This window comes from Micromonospora sp. NPDC047557 (assembly GCF_043205095.1).
Taxonomy (GTDB): Bacteria; Actinomycetota; Actinomycetes; order Mycobacteriales; family Micromonosporaceae; genus Micromonospora.
The window spans coordinates 1-17,769 of the sequence record NZ_JBIDDK010000012.1 but is presented as its reverse complement, the minus strand read 5'-3'; the positions used below and the strand labels follow the sequence as shown (position 1 = coordinate 17,769).

Annotated in this window: 15 protein-coding genes; 7 read left to right on the top strand and 8 right to left on the bottom strand. The window is 73.2% G+C overall.

Features of this window, described 5'->3' with window-relative positions; all coding sequences use genetic code 11:
• Nucleotides 1–58: 58 nt before the first annotated feature.
• Nucleotides 59–1,972 (bottom strand): glutamine--fructose-6-phosphate transaminase (isomerizing), encoded by a 1,914-nt coding sequence (gene glmS / locus ACGGAQ_RS24330; protein ID WP_393052728.1) that lies wholly within the window; start codon nt 1,970–1,972, stop codon nt 59–61.
• A gap of 238 nt (nt 1,973–2,210) precedes the next feature.
• Here glmS and ACGGAQ_RS24325 point away from each other — a divergent pair, with 238 nt between their 5' ends.
• Nucleotides 2,211–3,155, top strand: a complete 945-nt coding sequence (locus ACGGAQ_RS24325) for an MmpS family transport accessory protein (protein WP_393052727.1) — start codon at nt 2,211–2,213, stop codon at nt 3,153–3,155.
• 40 nt (nt 3,156–3,195) lie between these two features.
• The gene (locus ACGGAQ_RS24320) at nt 3,196–4,386 is read left to right on the top strand and encodes a pyridoxal phosphate-dependent aminotransferase (protein WP_393052725.1); all 1,191 of its coding nucleotides are present in this window, start codon (nt 3,196–3,198) and stop codon (nt 4,384–4,386) included.
• Nucleotides 4,387–4,420: 34 nt separating this feature from the next.
• Here the strand turns inward: ACGGAQ_RS24320 and glmM are convergent, their stop codons facing one another.
• The 7 genes from glmM to ACGGAQ_RS24285 form a co-directional block, all read right to left on the bottom strand.
• On the bottom strand, nt 4,421–5,779 hold the full coding sequence (gene glmM, locus ACGGAQ_RS24315; protein WP_393052723.1) for a phosphoglucosamine mutase: 1,359 nt from the start codon (nt 5,777–5,779) through the stop codon (nt 4,421–4,423).
• Nucleotides 5,780–5,896: 117 nt separating this feature from the next.
• A complete protein-coding gene (gene rpsI / locus ACGGAQ_RS24310) occupies nt 5,897–6,373 on the bottom strand; it encodes a 30S ribosomal protein S9 (protein WP_393052721.1) in 477 nt (158 codons plus the stop codon).
• 20 nt (nt 6,374–6,393) lie between these two features.
• Nucleotides 6,394–6,837 (bottom strand): 50S ribosomal protein L13, encoded by a 444-nt coding sequence (rplM, locus tag ACGGAQ_RS24305; protein ID WP_053653864.1) that lies wholly within the window; start codon nt 6,835–6,837, stop codon nt 6,394–6,396.
• A gap of 209 nt (nt 6,838–7,046) precedes the next feature.
• Nucleotides 7,047–8,429, bottom strand: a complete 1,383-nt coding sequence (locus tag ACGGAQ_RS24300; RefSeq protein ID WP_393052720.1) for a nitrate/nitrite transporter — start codon at nt 8,427–8,429, stop codon at nt 7,047–7,049.
• 131 nt (nt 8,430–8,560) lie between these two features.
• Nucleotides 8,561–8,854, bottom strand: a complete 294-nt coding sequence (locus ACGGAQ_RS24295; protein WP_393052719.1) for a hypothetical protein — start codon at nt 8,852–8,854, stop codon at nt 8,561–8,563.
• Nucleotides 8,844–9,101 (bottom strand): DUF6364 family protein, encoded by a 258-nt coding sequence (locus tag ACGGAQ_RS24290; protein ID WP_393052718.1) that lies wholly within the window; start codon nt 9,099–9,101, stop codon nt 8,844–8,846. The genes ACGGAQ_RS24295 and ACGGAQ_RS24290 overlap by 11 nt, the downstream gene beginning before the upstream one ends.
• 83 nt (nt 9,102–9,184) lie before the next feature.
• Nucleotides 9,185–9,880 carry a class I SAM-dependent methyltransferase gene (locus ACGGAQ_RS24285; protein ID WP_393052717.1) on the bottom strand — a complete coding sequence of 232 codons (696 nt, stop codon included), beginning with the start codon at nt 9,878–9,880 and terminating at the stop codon, nt 9,185–9,187.
• Between the two features lie 236 nt (nt 9,881–10,116).
• On the opposite strand from ACGGAQ_RS24285, the gene ACGGAQ_RS24280 reads away from it, so the two are divergent.
• The 5 genes from ACGGAQ_RS24280 to ACGGAQ_RS24260 are packed head-to-tail and all read left to right on the top strand — an operon-like array spanning nt 10,117 to nt 17,636.
• Nucleotides 10,117–12,237: a molybdopterin oxidoreductase family protein gene (locus tag ACGGAQ_RS24280; RefSeq protein WP_393052715.1), complete on the top strand. Its 2,121-nt coding sequence runs from the start codon at nt 10,117–10,119 to the stop codon at nt 12,235–12,237.
• Nucleotides 12,234–13,673 carry an FAD-dependent oxidoreductase gene (locus ACGGAQ_RS24275; protein WP_393052714.1) on the top strand — a complete coding sequence of 480 codons (1,440 nt, stop codon included), beginning with the start codon at nt 12,234–12,236 and terminating at the stop codon, nt 13,671–13,673. The genes ACGGAQ_RS24280 and ACGGAQ_RS24275 overlap by 4 nt, the downstream gene beginning before the upstream one ends.
• Nucleotides 13,670–16,204, top strand: a complete 2,535-nt coding sequence (gene nirB / locus ACGGAQ_RS24270) for a nitrite reductase large subunit NirB (protein ID WP_393052712.1) — start codon at nt 13,670–13,672, stop codon at nt 16,202–16,204. Before ACGGAQ_RS24275 ends, nirB begins: the two co-directional genes overlap by 4 nt.
• Nucleotides 16,201–16,548, top strand: coding sequence for a nitrite reductase small subunit NirD (gene nirD, locus ACGGAQ_RS24265; RefSeq protein WP_393052711.1), 348 nt, complete (start codon nt 16,201–16,203; stop codon nt 16,546–16,548). The genes nirB and nirD overlap by 4 nt, the downstream gene beginning before the upstream one ends.
• Nucleotides 16,548–17,636, top strand: a complete 1,089-nt coding sequence (locus ACGGAQ_RS24260) for a uroporphyrinogen-III synthase (RefSeq protein WP_393052709.1) — start codon at nt 16,548–16,550, stop codon at nt 17,634–17,636. The genes nirD and ACGGAQ_RS24260 overlap by 1 nt, the downstream gene beginning before the upstream one ends.
• The last annotated feature ends 133 nt before the right edge of the window (nt 17,637–17,769 follow it).

Sequence of the window (17,769 nt, the reverse complement as noted above, 5' to 3'; positions counted from 1 at the left end):
CGGCGAGGCCCCGGCACACCGCGGGTGCGGTGCGCCGGGGCCCCGACGTCAGCGGCGACTACTCGACGGTGACCGACTTGGCCAGGTTGCGGGGCTGGTCCACGTCGTGCCCCCGGGCAGCGGCGATCTCGGCGGCGAGCACCTGCAGCGGCACCGTGGTGACCAGTGGGGCCAGCAGGGTCGGCGTACGCGGCACGTAGATCAGGTGGTCGGCGTACCGGACGACGGCCTCGTCGCCCTCCTCCGCGATCACGATGGTCCGCGCGCCACGAGCCCGGACCTCCTGGATGTTGGAGACGACCTTGTCGTGCAGCATCCCCCGGCCCACTGGCGACGGCACCACGCAGATCACCGGGGTGCCCTTGTCGATCAGGGCGATCGGGCCGTGCTTCAGCTCACCGGCGGCGAAGCCCTCGGCGTGCATGTACGCCAGTTCCTTCAGCTTCAGCGCGCCCTCCAGGGCCACCGGGTAGCCGACGTGCCGGCCGATGAACAGCACGGTGGGCTCGGACTTCAGCTCGCGGGCCAGCTCGCGGACGGGCTCGATCCGGTCGAGCAGCTCGCGCAGCTTGCCCGGGATGTCCTGCAACTGCGCGACCACCGCGCCGACCTCGTCGGCGAACTTGATCCCGCGCACCTGGGCCAGGTGCAGGCCGATCAGGTAGCAGGCGACGACCTGGGTGAGGAACGCCTTGGTGGACGCGACGGCGATCTCCGGCCCGCCGTGGGTGTAGAGCACGGCGTCGGACTCGCGGGGGATGGTCGAGCCGTTGGTGTTGCAGATCGCCAGCACCCGGGCCTTCTGCTCCTTGGCGTGGCGCAGCGCCATCAGCGTGTCCATCGTCTCGCCGGACTGCGAGATCACCACGATCAGCGTGGACCGGTCGAGCACCGGGTCGCGGTAGCGGAACTCGCTGGCCAGCTCCACCTCGCAGGGGATCCGCGTCCAGTGCTCGATGGCGTACTTGGCGACCATGCCGGCGTGGTACGCGGTGCCGCAGGCCACGATGAAGATCTTGTCGACGTCGCGCAGATCCTGGTCGCTGAGGCGGACCTCGTCGAGGGCGATCTCACCGGTCTCGGTGAGCCGGCCGAGCAGCGTGTCGGCGATGGCCTGCGGCTGCTCCTCGATCTCCTTGAGCATGAACCAGTCGTAGCCACCCTTCTCGGCGGCCGAGGAGTCCCAGTCGATGTGGAAGTCCTTGCCGCTGGCGGGCTGACCGTCGAAGTCGGTGATCTCGATGCTGTCGCCGGTGATCAGGACGATCTGGTCCTGACCCAGCTCCACCGCCTCCCGGGTGTGCTCGATGAACGCGGCCACGTCGCTGGCCAGGTAGTTCTCCCCCTCGCCGCGGCCGACGACCAGCGGCGAGTTGCGCCGGGCGCCGACGACCGCGCCGGGCACCCCGGCGTCGACCGCGAGCAGGGTGAACGCGCCCTCCAGCCGCTGGCACACGACGCGCATGCCGGCGGCGAGCAACTGCGGACTGTCCGGCTGGCCGGCGGCGCGCAGGTCGGCCAGCGCGGCGGAGAGCAGGTGCGCGGCGCACTCGGTGTCGGTGTCGCTGGTGAACTGGACGCCGTCGGCCTCCAGCTCGGCGCGGAGCTTGGCGAAGTTCTCGATGATGCCGTTGTGGATCACCGCGACGCGCCCGTCGGGAGCCAGGTGCGGGTGGGCGTTGCGGTCGGTCGGCCCGCCGTGGGTGGCCCACCGGGTGTGCCCGATGCCGGTGGTGCCGTCACCGATGCCGATCGGGCTGGCCGCGCAGGAGGTCGGGTCGTCGGCGGCGCGCTCGGAGAGCACCTTCTCCAGGTTGGCGAGCTTGCCGGCCTTCTTCTCGGTCAGCAGTTGGTCGTCGCAGACGATCGCCACGCCCGCCGAGTCGTAGCCCCGGTATTCCAGCCGCCGCAGCCCGTCGAGCACGATGCTCAGCGCCGGGCGCGCGCCCGCGTATCCCACGATTCCACACATGGCCCGCAGCCTAACCCAGTTTCGCTCAGCATGGGTGCTCGAAAGTCGGCTAAACAAGCACCGAATTTGAGCGATCCGTGGTTGGCGGGCCGCAATGGGACGAGTGTCACCGGACCGGTCGCGGCGCCACCGCAGCAACGGGGTTGCGGACGGCCAGCGGGTACGACAGTCTTCCGGCGGGCTCGGCGCGCGCTCCCCTGGCCCGTTGGCCCCATACCCACTCCCGCCCGGAGCAGCCATGTCCGACGCGCCGCCACCCGAGGCGTCCCCGACGCCACCCCCGGAGCCAACCCCGACGCCGCCGGATCCGACGGCCGGACAGCCGGCGACGCCGCCGTCCGACTGGGCCGCGCCGGGCTCCTTCCCGATGCCCGACCCACTGGCCCCGGGCCAGCCCTGGGCACCGCCACCGCCGTGGACACCCGCGTCGCCCTCCGCGCCGTGGACACCCGATCCCACCGGAACCTCGTGGACGCCCACCGCGGCGGCTCCCTGGCCACCACACCCGTCGCCGGCACCCACCCCGGCCGCCTATCCGCAGCCGGGTTACCCACCGCCGGGCTACCCACCACCCGGCTACCCACCGCCCGGCTATCCACCGCCCTACCTCTATCCCGGCTATCCGCCGGCCGGTCGCCCCTCCGGCGGCAACGGTCGCGTGGTCGGGATCGTCGTCGCGGTCGTCGCGGCGCTCACCCTCGCCGTCTGCGGCTGCTTCTGCGTGGCCGGGCCCCTGGTCGGGCAGTTGGTCGGGGAGCCGGTGGCCGAGGACCCGTACGACACCGGCCCCTTCGACGACGACGGCTGGCCGCCGAGCGTCGCGCCGGAGCCCACCGCGCCCATCGATCCGGAGACCACCACCGCGGGGCCCACCAAGAAGCCGATCACGCAACCGACGTCGGGGCCCGCGCCGGTGACCGTGGTCTACCAGGTGTCCGGCGTGGGTGAGGCGGACATCGCCTACTACGACGCCGAGAGTGATCTCATCCACGTCGACCGCGCGAAGCTGCCCTGGCGTACGACCATCCGGACCAACGGCCAGAGCCGGGTCATGGTGGAGGCGACCTGGCCCGACGGCGTGGCCGAGAAGCCCCTCGACTGCACGATCACGATCACCGGCGCCGGAAAGCCGGTGATCGACAAGAGCCAGGGGTACTGGATGACCCGCTGCGAGCCCGAATGAGGCTGGGGTTGCGCCGCCGGGTGCCCGTAGGCTGGCGCAGGTGACGACGAGCACCGATGTCGACCCGCTGGTGGCCCGGATGCGGCCGTTCGGCACGACGATCTTCGCCGAGATGTCCGCCCTCGCCGTACGGACGGGGGCGGTCAACCTGGGCCAGGGCTTCCCGGACACGGACGGCCCACCGGAGATGCTGGCCGCCGCCGCCGAGGCGCTGCGCGGCGGGCACAACCAGTACCCGCCCGGCCCGGGGATACCCGCCCTGCGCGCGGCCGTCGCGGCTCACCAGCGGCGGTTCCACGACCTGTCGTACGACCCGGACGGCGAGATCGTGATCACGGCGGGCGCGACCGAGGCGGTGGCGGCCAGCATCCTCGCGCTGTGCGAGCCGGGTGACGAGGTGGTCTGCTTCGAGCCGTACTACGACTCGTACGCCGCCTCGATCGCACTGGCCGGCGCGGTCCGGCGGCCGGTCACGCTGCGTCCCGCCGCGGACGGCCGGTACGCCTTCGACCCGGCGGCGCTGCGGGCGGCGTTCGGGCCGCGTACCCGGCTGGTGCTGCTCAACTCTCCGCACAATCCGACCGGCAAGGTGTTCACGCCGACCGAGCTGGCGCTGGTGGCCGAGCTGTGTCAGGAGTACGGCGCGTACGCGGTCACCGACGAGGTCTACGAGCACCTGGTGTTCACGGACGCGTCCGGTCCACACGTGCCGCTGGCCGCGCTGCCCGGAATGCGGGAACGGACGCTGCGCATCTCGTCGGCCGGCAAGACGTTCTCCTGCACGGGTTGGAAGGTCGGCTGGGTGAGCGGCCCGGCGGCGCTGGTCTCGGCGGTGCTACGGGTGAAGCAGTTCCTCACCTATGTCAACGCCGCCCCGCTGCAACCTGCGGTCGCCGTGGCGCTGGCCCTGCCCGACGACTACTACACGGCTTTCCGCGACGGTCTCCAACAGCGGCGTGACCAGCTCGTGGGCGGCCTCACCGATGCCGGGTTCGAGGTGCTGCCGTCGGAGGGGACGTACTTCGTCACCGCCGACATCACCCCGCTCGGTGGCTCCGACGGGGTGGAGTTCTGCCGGTCGCTGCCGGAGCGCTGCGGCGTGGTGGCCGTGCCGACCCAGGTCTTCTACGACGACGCCGAGGCCGGCCGACGACTGGTCCGGTTCGCGTTCTGCAAGCGTCCGGAGGTGCTGACCGAGGCGGTCACCCGGTTGCGCGCCCTGACCCGCTGACGCGCCGGGCCAAAGCCCCGGTCCCCCCGACTGACTACGACCCGACGGGGCTGGCGGTGCGTACCAGGTCGGCGATCCGCTCGGCGACCTCGCGGGCGGTCGCCTCGGTGGCCGCCTCGACCATCACCCGGACCAGCGGTTCGGTGCCCGACGGGCGCAGCAGCACCCGGCCGGTCTCGCCCAGCTCGGCCTCGGCCCGCTCGACCTCGGCGCGGACGGCCGGCGCGGCGGCGCCGACGGTGCGGTCGCCGACCGGGACGTTGATCAGCACCTGCGGCAGCTTGGTGACGACGGAGGCCAGCTCGGCGAGGGACTTGCCGGTAGCGGCCATCCGGGCCATCAGGTGCAGGCCGGTGAGGACCCCGTCGCCGGTGGTGGCGTGCTCGGGCATGACGATGTGGCCGCTCTGCTCGCCGCCGAGCGCCAGCTCGGAGGCGCGCAGCTCCTCCAGCACGTACCGGTCGCCGACCTTGGTCTCGATCAGCCGGATGCCCTGCGCGGACATCGCCAGCCGCAGGCCGAGGTTGCTCATCACGGTGGCCACCAGGGTGTCCTGGGTGAGCGTGCCGGCATCGCGCATGGCCAGCGCGAGGATCGCCATCACCTGGTCGCCGTCGACCTCGTCGCCGTCGGCGGTGACCGCCAGGCAGCGGTCGGCGTCACCGTCGTGGGCGATGCCCAGGTGGGCGCCGTGCTCGACAACGGCCTCGCGCAGCGCCTCGATGTGGTTGGAGCCGCACTCGTCGTTGATGTTCAGCCCGTCGGGCTCGGCGTGGATCGCGATGACCTCGGCCCCGGCCTCCCGGTACGCGACGGGGGCGACCTCGGCGGCGGCGCCGTTGGCGCAGTCGACGACGACCTTGATCCCGTCGAGCCGGTGCGGCACGGTGCCGACGAGGTGCTGGACGTAGTGGTCCGCACCGTCGAGCAGGTCGTGCACCCGGCCGACGCCGGCGCCGACCGGACGGTCCCAGGCGGTGGTGGCGTTCGTCTCGACGGCCGCCTCGATCCGCATCTCGATCTCGTCGGGCAGCTTGTGTCCGCCGGCGGCGAAGAGCTTGATGCCGTTGTCCGGCATGGGGTTGTGCGACGCGGAGAGCATCACCCCGAGGTCGGCCTTCGCCTCGGCGGTGAGGAACGCCACGGCCGGGGTGGGCAGCACGCCGACGCGTACCACGTTGGCGCCGGCGCTGGTCAGCCCGGCCACGACGGCGGCCTCCAGCATCTCGCCGCTGGCCCGGGTGTCCCGGCCGACCACGGCGAGTGGCGGGTGGCTGCGGTCCGTCTCGGCGAGTGTGTGCGCGGCGGCCACCGCGAGCGCAAGCGCCAATTCGGGGGTGAGATCCGCGTTCGCCCGCCCGCGTACGCCGTCCGTGCCGAACAACCGACCCATACCCGCCAACCTCCGATGAGCACTACCGAGAAGGAGAAAGCGGAACGGCCGGTCCACCTCCCCGGTCGAGGGGAGGCGGACCGGCCGTCCGTCAGAAGTACAACGCGCTGGGAAAGATCAGCGCTTCGAGTACTGGGGAGCCTTACGGGCCTTCTTGAGGCCGTACTTCTTGCTCTCCTTGACCCGGGCGTCCCGGGTCAGGAAGCCGGCCTTCTTGAGGGCCGGGCGGTCGTCCGGCTCGTTGACGATCAGCGCGCGGGCGATGCCGAGACGGAGCGCACCGGCCTGGCCGGTGGTGCCGCCGCCACGCAGGTTGGCGATGACGTCGAACTGGTCGAGCTTCTCGGCGGTGACCAGCGGGTCCTTGATGAGCTGCTGGTGCACCTTGCTCGGGAAGTAGGCCTCGAGGTCCTGGCCGTTGCAGGTGATCTTGCCGGTGCCCGGGACGATGCGGACCCGAACGATGGCTTCCTTGCGGCGGCCGACGGTCTGGATCGGCCGGTCACCACGAGGCGCGCGGGCGACGGGCGCCGGCGCCTCGGTGGCCTCGGGGGCTTCCGGGGCGACCTCGGTCTCGGTGGTGATGTCGGTCATGCTGCTTCCTTCGCCCGCGCTCACTGCGCGATCTGCTTGATCTCGAACGGCACCGGCTGCTGCGCGAGGTGCGGGTGCTCGGCACCGGCGTAGACCTTCAGCTTCTTGATCAGCTGACGGCCGAGCTTGTTGTGCGGGAGCATGCCCTTCACGGCCAGCTCGATGGCCCGCTCGGGGCGCTTGGTCAGCAGCTCGTCGTAGCCGATCTGCTTCAGACCACCCGGGTAACCCGAGTGGCGGTAAGCGACCTTGGTCTGGCGCTTGTTGCCGGTCAGCGCAACCTTGCCCGCGTTCACGATGACGACGAAGTCGCCCGTGTCGACGTGCGGCGCGAAAGTCGGCTTGTGCTTACCACGCAGCAACGTGGCGGCGTGGGTGGCCAGGCGGCCCAGCACGACATCAGAGGCGTCGATGACGTGCCACTGACGCTCGATCTCACCCGGCTTCGGGCTGTACGTACGCACAGGTCTACCTTGTCTCGTCGTCGGTCTGGGGTCGCGCGCCGAGGTGACCAGATCTAGCAGGCCGGACCAGCGCGCACGAACGACCAAGCGTACCTGATAGGGCACGCCTCTGGATGTCGTACAACAGCAGGCAACGATACCCGGCGCCCCATCGGCAGGTCAAAACGGGGGTGGGCTGCCGCGCGGCGACGCGCCGGTCATGACCCGGATCACACCCCGGCGAGCCGGTGGGACCCCGGACGCCGGTAGACGAACCAGGTCACCGCGAAGCACAGCGCATACCAGCCGATGAACGCCAGGTAGGCGGCATCGGCGTTGCCGGAGCCGAGGAACGACTGGCGGAAGGCGATGTTGACCAGCACCCCGCCGGAGGCGCCGATCGCCCCGGCGATGCCGATCAACGCGCCGGTCATCCGCCGCGCCCACCGCGCGGCGGCCTCCGGGTCACGCGAGCCGGCCGCCACGGCGTCCGCCGCCCGGGCCCGGAAGATCGCCGGGATCATCTTGTACGTGGAGCCGTTGCCGACACCGGAGAAGACGAAGAGGGCGAGGAACCCGGCCAGATAGAGGCCGAACGAGCGCTCGCGGGCCGCGTACAGCACCGTGCCGGCGCCGATCGCCATCGCCACGAAGTTCCAGAAGGTCACCCGGGCCCCGCCGAGCCGGTCGGCGAGGTGGCCACCCAGCGGCCGGATCAACGAGCCCACCAGCGGCCCGAGGAAGGTCAGCCAGGCGGCGTCGACGGCTGTGGGAAACCGCTCGGCGAACTGGAGCTGGAGCACCTGGCCGAACGCGAAACCGAACCCGATGAACGAGCCGAAGGTGCCGATGTAGAGCAGCGACATGATCCAGGTGTGCGGGTCCCGGGCAGCCTCGCGCAGCGCCCCGGGCTCGTTGCGGGCGCCGGGCACGGTGTCCAGCCAGCGGGCCGCCGCCAGCGCGGCCAGCACGATCAGCGGCAGGTAGACCGCGGGCACCAACCGGGGGTACGCGGCGCCGGCGGTGGCGAGCACCGCCAGCCCGACCAGCTGCACCGCGGGCACGCCAAGGTTGCCGCCACCGGCGTTGAGCCCGAGGGCCCGCCCCTTGAGCCGGGACGGGTAGAACAGGTTGATGTTCGCCATCGAGGAGGCGAAGTTGCCGCCGCCGACGCCGGTGAGGCAGGCGAGCACCATCAGGGTGGAGTAGGACACCCCGGGTTCCAGCAGCACCGTCATCGGCACCGTCGGGAGCAGCAGCAGCAGCGCGCTGATGATCGTCCAGCGCCGCCCGCCGAAGCGGGCCACCGCCAGGGTGTACGGCAGCCGCAGCACCGCCCCCAGCGCGGCCGGCACGGCGGTGAGCAGGAACTTCCCGGCCGGGTCGATGCCGTACGCGGGCCCGAGGAAGAGCACGGTCACCGACCAGAGGCTCCACACGGAGAAGCCGACGTGCTCGGCAAAGATCGACACCCAGAGGTTACGGCGGGCGATCGGCGCGCCTGTCGTACGCCAGAAGTCGGGGTCCTCGGGCCGCCAGTCGTCCAGCGGGCGCCGACGCCCGGCGACGGCAGGCGGCTCGGCGGTGACTGCGGTGCTGGTGAGCGTGCTCACGGCGGCTCCTCCTCGTCGATGCGACGAGGAGGAACGCTAGGAAAGCGGGGTTACCTGGCAGTGCCCGTCACGGGTCGGCCCGGAAACGCCTACCGCACCACGGGCCTGCGGCGATGGTGAGGTCCGGTGGCTCAGAGCTGCTGGAGGATGCGCAGGGCGCGGCTGACCCGGAGCATGGTCTCGGTGTCGGCGACGTCCACGCAGTCGGTGAACCACTTCTTCATCGGTGCGGAGATCCGGTCGGGCATCACCACGTACCGGCCCATCGGCACGGCGAGGGGCGAGTCGCGTAGCAGCGACTCCTCGACCACCTCGACCACGATCACGATGGGCACGTCGGTGGAGTTGTAGACGTCCGAGCTGATCACGAGACCGAGGCGTTCCCGGGCGCCCTCGATGCGCCAGACCTCACCCCTACGCAGCACTTGGCCGTCCGCCGGAGAAGAGATCGTTGACCATGCCGACCTCGCGGGCGTCGGCGAGGGCGGCGGACTCCAGGTCGAGGCCGGCACGACCCACGGCGGCGGCGTGCGCGGTGAAGACTTCGCGCAGCGCCTTCTCGCGGGCGGCCTGGTCCATCCACGCCGAGAGGGACAGCCCTTCGCGCTTGGCGAAACGCCGGGCCTCCTCGATCGTCTCGTCCGTGAACGACAGCGTCACCTTGGCAGTCATGCCGCTGAGACTACCCAGCGGTATGACCGTCAGTCATCCACGAGCCGGCCGGCTCGTCCCCGGCTGTCGAAACGTACATACCGTCACCGGGCCCGGCCGCCGAACACGGCGAAGCGCCACTCCTTGACGTAGCAGTCGACGTCGACCAGGCCGGCCTCGGCGAGCCACCGGCACTGGTCGGCGACGGTCGCCGGCCGGTCGTGCCGCATCCGCTCCCGGGAAGCCGCGATCTCGTCGGGGGACGCGCCCAGCTCGGTGATCCGCGCCAGCCACACCTCGTCGTAGCGGCGGTCCAGGGCCGGCGTCGGGCCGGCAACCTGCTCGGCGTTGACGAACACCCCGCCGGGTGCCAGCGCGGCGGCGGCCCGCCGGTAGAGCGCCCGCTTGCCGTCGTCGTCCAGGTGGTGGATCGCCAGCGCGCTGACCACCGCGTCGTACCGGCCGGGCGGCAGCTCGTCGGACAGGTCGGCCCGAACGGTCCGGTGCGGCACGCCCCGGTCGCGCAACTGCTCGGTGGCGCGGGCGAGCATGGCCGGTGCACCGTCCACCAGGGTCAGCCGGACCCCGGGCACCGCCGCGGCGAGCAGCAGCGAGAGCAGGCCGGTCCCCGCGCCCAGATCCAACACCTCCGGCGTACGGCCGGCGGCCAGCGCGGCGCGCAGTGGTGGCGCCGCCACCTCGACCGCTGCCCCGTAGAAGACGTCGAAGCAGGGAATCAGTCGCCGACGCGCCTCGTCGTAGGTGCCGGCCACCGCGTCGAACACGTCCGTCACGCTCATCGCGACTCCCATTTAGTGAGACGGTTTTCCCATATATTAGGCGACGAGTAGGTGGTCGGCACAGCACCGACCGCTGGATGGGACGAGGGCGGCGCACGCCACCCGCGGCGGACGGCAGGTCGGCGGACCGAGCCACCCGTCACGTCCGCTGCCCCTGTGCGGTGTGAGCCCCACTTGACAGGACCGAAACAGAAGAGACCCGGACCGGAAACCGCCCGGCGGCACGCTTTCGGGACATGACAGACGGTGCATGGCCGGCAACTCAACCGGGGCGAACCCCCCGGGAGGTGGCGACGCACTGCCCGTACTGCGCCCTTCAGTGCGGGATGACGCTGCGCGAGGACGACACCGGGGTGAGCGTGCTCCCCCGCCAGTTCCCCACCAACCGGGGCGGGCTCTGCCAGAAGGGCTGGACCTCGGCCGAGCTGCTCGACCACCCGGACCGGCTGACCACCCCGCTGCTGCGCGACCCGGTCAGTGGCGAGCTGCGCCCGGCAACCTGGGACGCCGCGCTGGACCGGATCGTCACCGGTTTGCGCACCATCGGGGGCAGCTCCGGCCGGGACGCGGTCGCCGTCTTCGGCGGCGGCGGGCTGACCAACGAGAAGGCGTACGCCCTGGGGAAGTTCGCCCGGGTCGCGCTGCGCACCCGCAACATCGACTACAACGGACGGTTCTGCATGTCCTCGGCGGCTGCCGCCGGGCTGCGCGCCTTCGGCGTCGACCGTGGGCTGCCGTTTCCGCTGGCCGACCTCGGCCGGGCCGACACCCTGCTGTTGGTGGGTGCCAACCCGGCGGAGACCATGCCGCCGCTGGTGCGCTGGCTCACCGAGCAGCGCCGGGGCGGCGGCCGGCTCATCGTCGTCGACCCCCGCGTCACCGCCACCGCCCGCCAGGCCGACCTGCACCTGCAACCGCTACCCGGCACCGACCTCGCCGTGGCCAACGCGCTGCTGCACATCGCGGTCACGCAAGGGTGGGTCGACCAGGCGTACGTGGCCGAGCGGACCACCGGCTTCGACGCGGTCCGCCGCAGCGTCGCCGCCTGGTGGCCGGCCCGCGCGGAACAGCTCTCCGGCGTGCCGGTGGCCGACCTGGAGGCGACCGCCCGCGCGCTGGGCACCGGCGGCCGCGTGATCATCCTGACCGCGCGCGGCGCCGAGCAGCACGCCAAGGGCGTCGACACCGTCACCGCGTACGTCAATCTCGCTCTCGCTCTCGGCCTGCCCGGCCGCGAGGGCTCGGGGTACGGCTGCCTCACCGGCCAGGGCAACGGCCAGGGCGGGCGCGAGCACGGGCAGAAGGCCGACCAGCTCCCCGGCTACCGCAGGATCGACGACCCGGCGGCCCGGGAGCACGTCGCCGGTGTGTGGGGCGTGCCGGCCGACGACCTGCCCGGCCCGGGCGTACCGGCCTACCAACTGCTCGACTCGCTCGGCACCCCGGACGGCCCCCGGGCGTTGCTGGTGTTCGGCTCGAACCCGGTGGTCTCCGCTCCCCGGGCGGCCCGGATCGAGGGCCGGCTGCGCGACCTCGACCTGCTGGTCGTCGCCGACCTGCTGCTCTCCGAGACGGCAGCGCTGGCCGACGTGGTGCTGCCCACCGCGCAGTGGGCCGAGGAAAACGGCACGATGACCAATCTGGAGGGCCGCGTGCTGCGTCGACGGGCGCTGCGCCCACCTCCGCCGGGCGTCCGCACCGACCTGGCCATAATCGCCGACCTGGCGGCGAGGTTGGGCGACGCCGAGACGGCGGCGGCGCGGTTCCCGACCGACCCGGCCACCGTGTTTGCCGAGCTGCGCCGCGCCTCCGCCGGCGGGGTCGCCGACTACGCCGGCATCGACTGGGCCCGGATCGACGAGACCGACGGTGTCTTCTGGCCCTGCCCCAGCGAGGACGGGCCGGACACGCCACGGCTCTTCGCCGACCGGTTCGGCACCCCGGACGGCCGGGCCCGGTTCCACGCCGTGGACCACCGGCCGGCGGCCGAGGAGGTCTGCGCCACGTATCCCGTGCACTTCACCACCGGCCGGGTGCTCGCCCAGTACCAGTCCGGCACCCAGACCCGCCGGGTGGCCGCGCTGCGCCGGGCCGCACCCGAGGCGTTCGTCGAGCTGCACCCCGACCTGGCGGCCCGGCTGGGCATCGACGACGGCGACCCGGTGCGGGTCACGTCCCGCCGGGGCGAGCTGCGCGCGCCGGCCCGCCTCAGCGCGGGGATCCGACCGGACACGGTCTTCGCGCCGTTCCACTGGCCCGGCGCCGGCCGGGCCAACTCGGTGACCAACGACGCGGTGGACCCGATCTCCGGGATGCCCGAGTTCAAGATCTGCGCGGTCCGGGTGGAGAAGGCATGACGGCCCGAGTGGTGATCGTCGGCAACGGGATGGCCGGTGCCCGGCTCGCGGCCGAGCTGCACGCCCGCGAGGGAGACCGGAAGGTCACCGTGCTCGGGGCGGAGCCGCACCGCGCGTACAACCGGATCATGCTCTCCACGCTGCTGACCGGCCGGATCGCCGAACCGGACGTGGAGCTGACCGAGGCCGCCGGGCACGGCATCGACATGCGCACCGGCGTGCCGGTGACCGCGGTGGACCGGTCCGCCCGCGAGGTCCGCACCGGCGACGGCGAACGGATCTCCTACGACCACCTGGTGCTGGCCACCGGCGCGCGGGCGGTGGTGCCGCCGCTGCCCGGCCTCGACCCGACCGACCTGCCGCAGCGGGTCGTTCCCTTCCGGACCCTGGACGACTGCCGCCGTATTCTCGCCGTCGCCGACGGGGCCCGCAGCGCGATCGTGCTCGGTGGTGGGCTGCTCGGCCTGGAGGCCGCCCGCGGCCTGGCCACCCGAGGGCTCGCCACCACCGTGGTGCACCACACCGGGCACCTCATGGAGCGGCAGCTCGACCCCGCGGCCGGCGCGGTGCTCGCCGGCACGCTCGCCCGGCTCGGCGTCACCATCCAGCTCGCGGTGCCGGCGACCGGAGTCGTCGCCGACGACACCGGCGTCCGCCTCGACCTGGCCGACGGCCGGTCGCTGCACGCCGACCTGCTGGTGCTCTCCTGCGGGGTACGCCCGGACACCGCGCTCGCGCAGGCCGCCGGGCTGACCGTGCGGCGCGGCGTGGTGGTGGACGACCGGCTGCGCACCAGCGACCGGTCCGTCTCGGCGCTCGGCGACTGCGCCGAGCACGACGGCGCGCTCACCGGGCTTGTCGCACCCGCCTGGGCCCAGGCCCGGGTGCTCGCCGACGTGCTGACCGGCATCGATCCGCTGGCCCGGTACCGACCCCGGCCGGTGGTGACCCGACTCAAGGCGGCCGGAATCGACCTGGCCGCGATGGGCGACGCGGCGGGCGGCGGGCCGGGCGAGGAGCTGACCTTCGCCGACCCGGCCCGGGGCACGTACGCCCGCCTGCGGATCCACGACGAACGGCTGATCGGCGCGATCCTGCTCGGCGACAACCCGGCGGTGGGCACGGTGATCCAGCTCTTCGACCGGGGCCACCCGGTGCCGGCCGACCGGCGGGCCCTGCTGCTGGGCCGGGCGCTCGGCGGGGCCGTCGCGGCGCCGAGCGCCTCACCGGCGCTGATGCCGGACGCGGCAGTCGTCTGCCAGTGCAACACCGTCACCAAGGGAGCGCTGGTCCGCTGCTGGCGCTCCGGTGCGCGGACCGTCGACGCGGTGGTAGCGGGCACCCGGGCCGGCACCGGATGCGGCGGATGCCGGGACGCGGTCGGCGGCATCGTCGACTGGCTGTCCGAAGCGGAATCGGTGGAGGTGACGCGATGAGCGGTCAGGACCTGGTCGTCATCGGCAACGGCATGGTGGGGCAGCGCTTCGTCGACGCGCTGCGCGCCCGTGACCCGCAGGGCCGCTGGCGGGTGACCGTGCTGGCCGAGGAGGGGCGTCCGGCGTACGACCGGGTGCGGCTCTCGGCGTACTTCGACGGGGTGAGCGAGGAGGAGCTCAACGTGCACACCCCGCACGACGGTGTGCGGCTGCGCCTCGGTGAGCCGGCCACCGCCATCGACCGCGACCGGCGGGTGGTGACCACCGCCGTGGGCGAGTACGGCTACGACGCGCTGGTGCTGGCCACCGGGTCGTACCCCTTCGTGCCGCCGGTGCCCGGCGCCGACCTGCCCGGCGTGTTCGTGTACCGGACCCTGGACGACCTGGCGGCGATCCGGGCGTACGCGCGGGGACGGCGGGTCGGCGCGGTGATCGGCGGCGGGTTGCTCGGGCTGGAGGCGGCGAACGCCCTGCGCCTGCTCGGCCTGAGCACCGACGTGGTCGAGTTCGCGCCCCGGCTGATGCCGGTGCAGGTGGACCAGGCCGGCGGTGCGATGCTGCGCCGCTACGTCGAGGAGCTGGGTGTGCGTACCCACCTCGGGGTGGCCACCACCGCCATCCGCGCTGGCACCGACGGCGCGGTCGACGCCCTGGAGCTGTCCGACGGCCGCGTGGTCGACGCCGAGCTGGTCGTGGTCGCCGCCGGCATCCGGCCCCGCGACGAGCTGGCGCGGGCGGCCGGCCTGCCGCTCGGTCCGCGCGGCGGCGTGCTCGTCGACGCGACCTGCCGCAGCGCCGACGAGCGCGTCTGGGCCGTCGGTGAGTGCGCGGCGGTCGACGGCACCTGCCACGGCCTGGTCGCCCCCGGGTACGCGACGGCCGAGGTGGTGGCCGACCGGCTGGTCGGCGGCGCGGCGACCTTCCCGGGCGCGGACACCGCCACCAAGCTGAAACTGCTCGGTGTCGACGTGGCGTCGTTCGGCGATGCGCACGGCACCACCGAGGGCTGCCTGGACGTCACGTTCACCGACCCGGCCACCCGGGTGTACGCGAAACTGGTCCTCTCCGACGACGCGCACACGCTGCTGGGCGGGGTGCTGGTGGGTGACGCCAGCGCGTACCCGACGTTGCGGGCCAGTGTCGGCGGCCCGCTGCCGGCCGCTCCGCTGGCGCTGCTCGCCCCGGACGGCGGCGGCGCGGACGCCGGGGCGCTGCCCGGCACCGTCCAGGTCTGCTCCTGCAACGCGGTCACCCGCGGCGACGTGGACGACGCCATCGCGGGCGGCTGCGCGGACGTGCCGGCGTTGAAGGCGTGCACGCGGGCGGGCACGAGCTGCGGCTCCTGCGTGCCGATGCTGAAGCAGCTCCTGGACGCGGCCGGGGTCGCACAGTCCACGGCGCTGTGCGAGCACTTCGACGTCAGCCGGCGGGAGCTGTTCGAGATCGTCCGCGTCCGCGGCATCCGCACCTTCTCCCGGCTGGTCGCCGAGCATGGTCGGGGGCGCGGCTGTGACATCTGCAAGCCGGTGGTGGCGTCGATCCTCGCCTCGCTGGGCAGTGGGCACGTGCTCGACGGCGAGCAGGCGTCGTTGCAGGACACCAACGACCACTTCCTGGCCAACCTGCAACGCGACGGCAGCTACTCGGTGGTGCCCCGGATCCCCGGCGGCGAGATCACCCCGGAGAAGCTGATCGTGATCGGCGAGGTCGCCCGGGACTTCCAGCTCTACACGAAAATCACCGGCGGGCAGCGGATCGACCTGTTCGGGGCCCGGGTGGAGCAGCTGCCGCAGATCTGGCGACGCCTGGTGGACGCCGGTTTCGAATCCGGCCACGCGTACGGCAAGGCGCTGCGCACGGTGAAGTCCTGCGTTGGCGAGACCTGGTGCCGGTACGGGGTGCAGGATTCGGTGGGGCTGGCCGTGGCGCTGGAGCTGCGCTATCGCGGGCTGCGTGCGCCGCACAAGCTCAAGTCGGCGGTCTCCGGTTGTGCCCGGGAATGCGCCGAGGCCCGCAGCAAGGACTTCGGCATCATCGCCACCGAGACCGGCTGGAACCTCTACGTCGGCGGCAACGGCGGCTTCCGGCCCCGGCACGCCGACCTGTTCGCCACTGATTTGTCGACAGAAGCACTGATTCGACTAATCGACAGATTTTTAATGTATTACATCCGCACCGCCGACCGGCTGCAACGCACGGCCGGGTGGATCGAGGCCATGGACGGCGGCCTGGACCACCTGCGCGCCGTGATCGTGGACGACTCGCTGGAGCTCTGCGCCGACCTGGACGCGGCGATGGCCCGACACGTGGCGTCGTACTCCGACGAGTGGCGCGACGTGCTGGACGACCCGGAGCGGCTGCGCCGCTACACCTCCTTCGTCAACGCCCCCGACGTGCCCGACCCGTCGATCACCTTCGCAATGGAACGCGGCCAGCCGGTGCCGGCCCGCGCCCTGACGACCACCCGCCCTGAGCCGGCCCACGCCCGCCGGCAGCCCGTCACGCTCGGCCTTCCGGAGGTACGGCGATGAGCCACACGACCACGCTCGCCTGGACCGCTGTCTGTCCCCTCGACCGGCTGGAACCGAACCGGGGCGCCGCCGCCCTTGTCGACGGCGTGCAGGTCGCCCTCTTCCACACCGTGGACGGGCTGTTCGCGATCGACAACCGCGACCCGGTCTCCGGGGCGTACGTGCTGTCGCGGGGCATCGTGGGCAGCCGCGGCGGCGTGCCGACGGTCGCCTCACCGCTGCACAAGCAGGTGTACGACCTGCGCACCGGGGAGTGCCTCGACCTGCCCGGGACGGCCGTGGCCCGGCACGACACGCGCTGCCACGACGGGATCGTCGAAGTGCGGTTGCGACGGGAGGGCTGATGCGGGAAGAACTGGCCGGCTTCACCATCGGGGTGACCGCCGACCGGCGGCGCGACGAGTTGGCCGCGCTGCTCGAACGCCGGGGCGCACGCGTGGTGCTCGCCCCGGCGCTGCGGATCGTGCCGCTGTCCGACGACACGGAACTGCGCGAGGCGACCCGCGCCTGCTTGGACAAGCCACCCGACATCCTGATGGCCAACACCGGCATCGGGATGCGCGGGTGGCTGGAGGCGGCCGAGGGCTGGGGGCTGGCCGAACCACTGCGTTCGGTGCTCGCCAGCTCGTACGTCGTCGCCCGGGGCCCGAAGGCACGCGGCGCGATCCGCGCGGCCGGGCTGCACGACCAGTGGTCGCCGGCATCCGAGAGCTGCGACGAGGTGGTCGATCACCTGCGCCGCCGTGGCGTGGCCGGGCAGGTGATCGCCATGCAGCTGCACGGTGAGCGGCAGCCCGAGTGCACGCTCGCGCTGGAGGCGGCCGGCGCCACGGTGATCGAGGTGCCGGTCTACCGCTGGGCGCCGCCGACCGACCCGGCGCCGCTGCACCGGCTGATCGACCTGATCGCCGGCCGGCTGGTGGACGCGGTGACGTTCACCTCGGCACCGGCGGCCGAGGCGCTGCTGCGGGCCGCCGGGGACCGTACCGACGCGGTGGTGGCCGCGTTCCGCAGCGACGTGCTGGCCAGCTGCGTCGGCGCGGTGACCGCCGAGCCGTTGCTGCGCCACGGGGTGCCGGTGAGCGCGCCCGGGCGGGCCCGGCTGGGCGCGTTGGTGCGGACCATCGTCGACGAGTTGCCCCGCCGGACCCTGACGTTCAAGGCCGGCGGGCACCTGCTCACCCTGCGCGGGCACGCGGCGGTGATCGACGGGGAACTACGCCCGCTCGCTCCCGCCCCGATGGCGGTGCTGCGGGCGCTGGCCCAGGCCCCCGGACGGGTGCTGTCGCGCACCGCGCTGCTGCGGACCCTCCCCCGGGGCGCCGACGAGCACGCGGTGGAGATGGCGGTGGCACGCCTGCGGGCCGGCCTGCGCGCGCCGCGCGTGGTGCAGACCGTGGTCAAGCGCGGCTACCGGCTCCGGGTCGACTGACGCGGGGGGGGGGGGGGGGGGGGGGGGGGGCCCCCCCCCCGCGGGGGCGCCCCCCCCCCCGGGGGCGCCCCCCCCCCCCCCCCCCGCGGGCCCCCCCCCCCCCGCGGCGCCCCCCCCCCCCCCCCCCCCCACA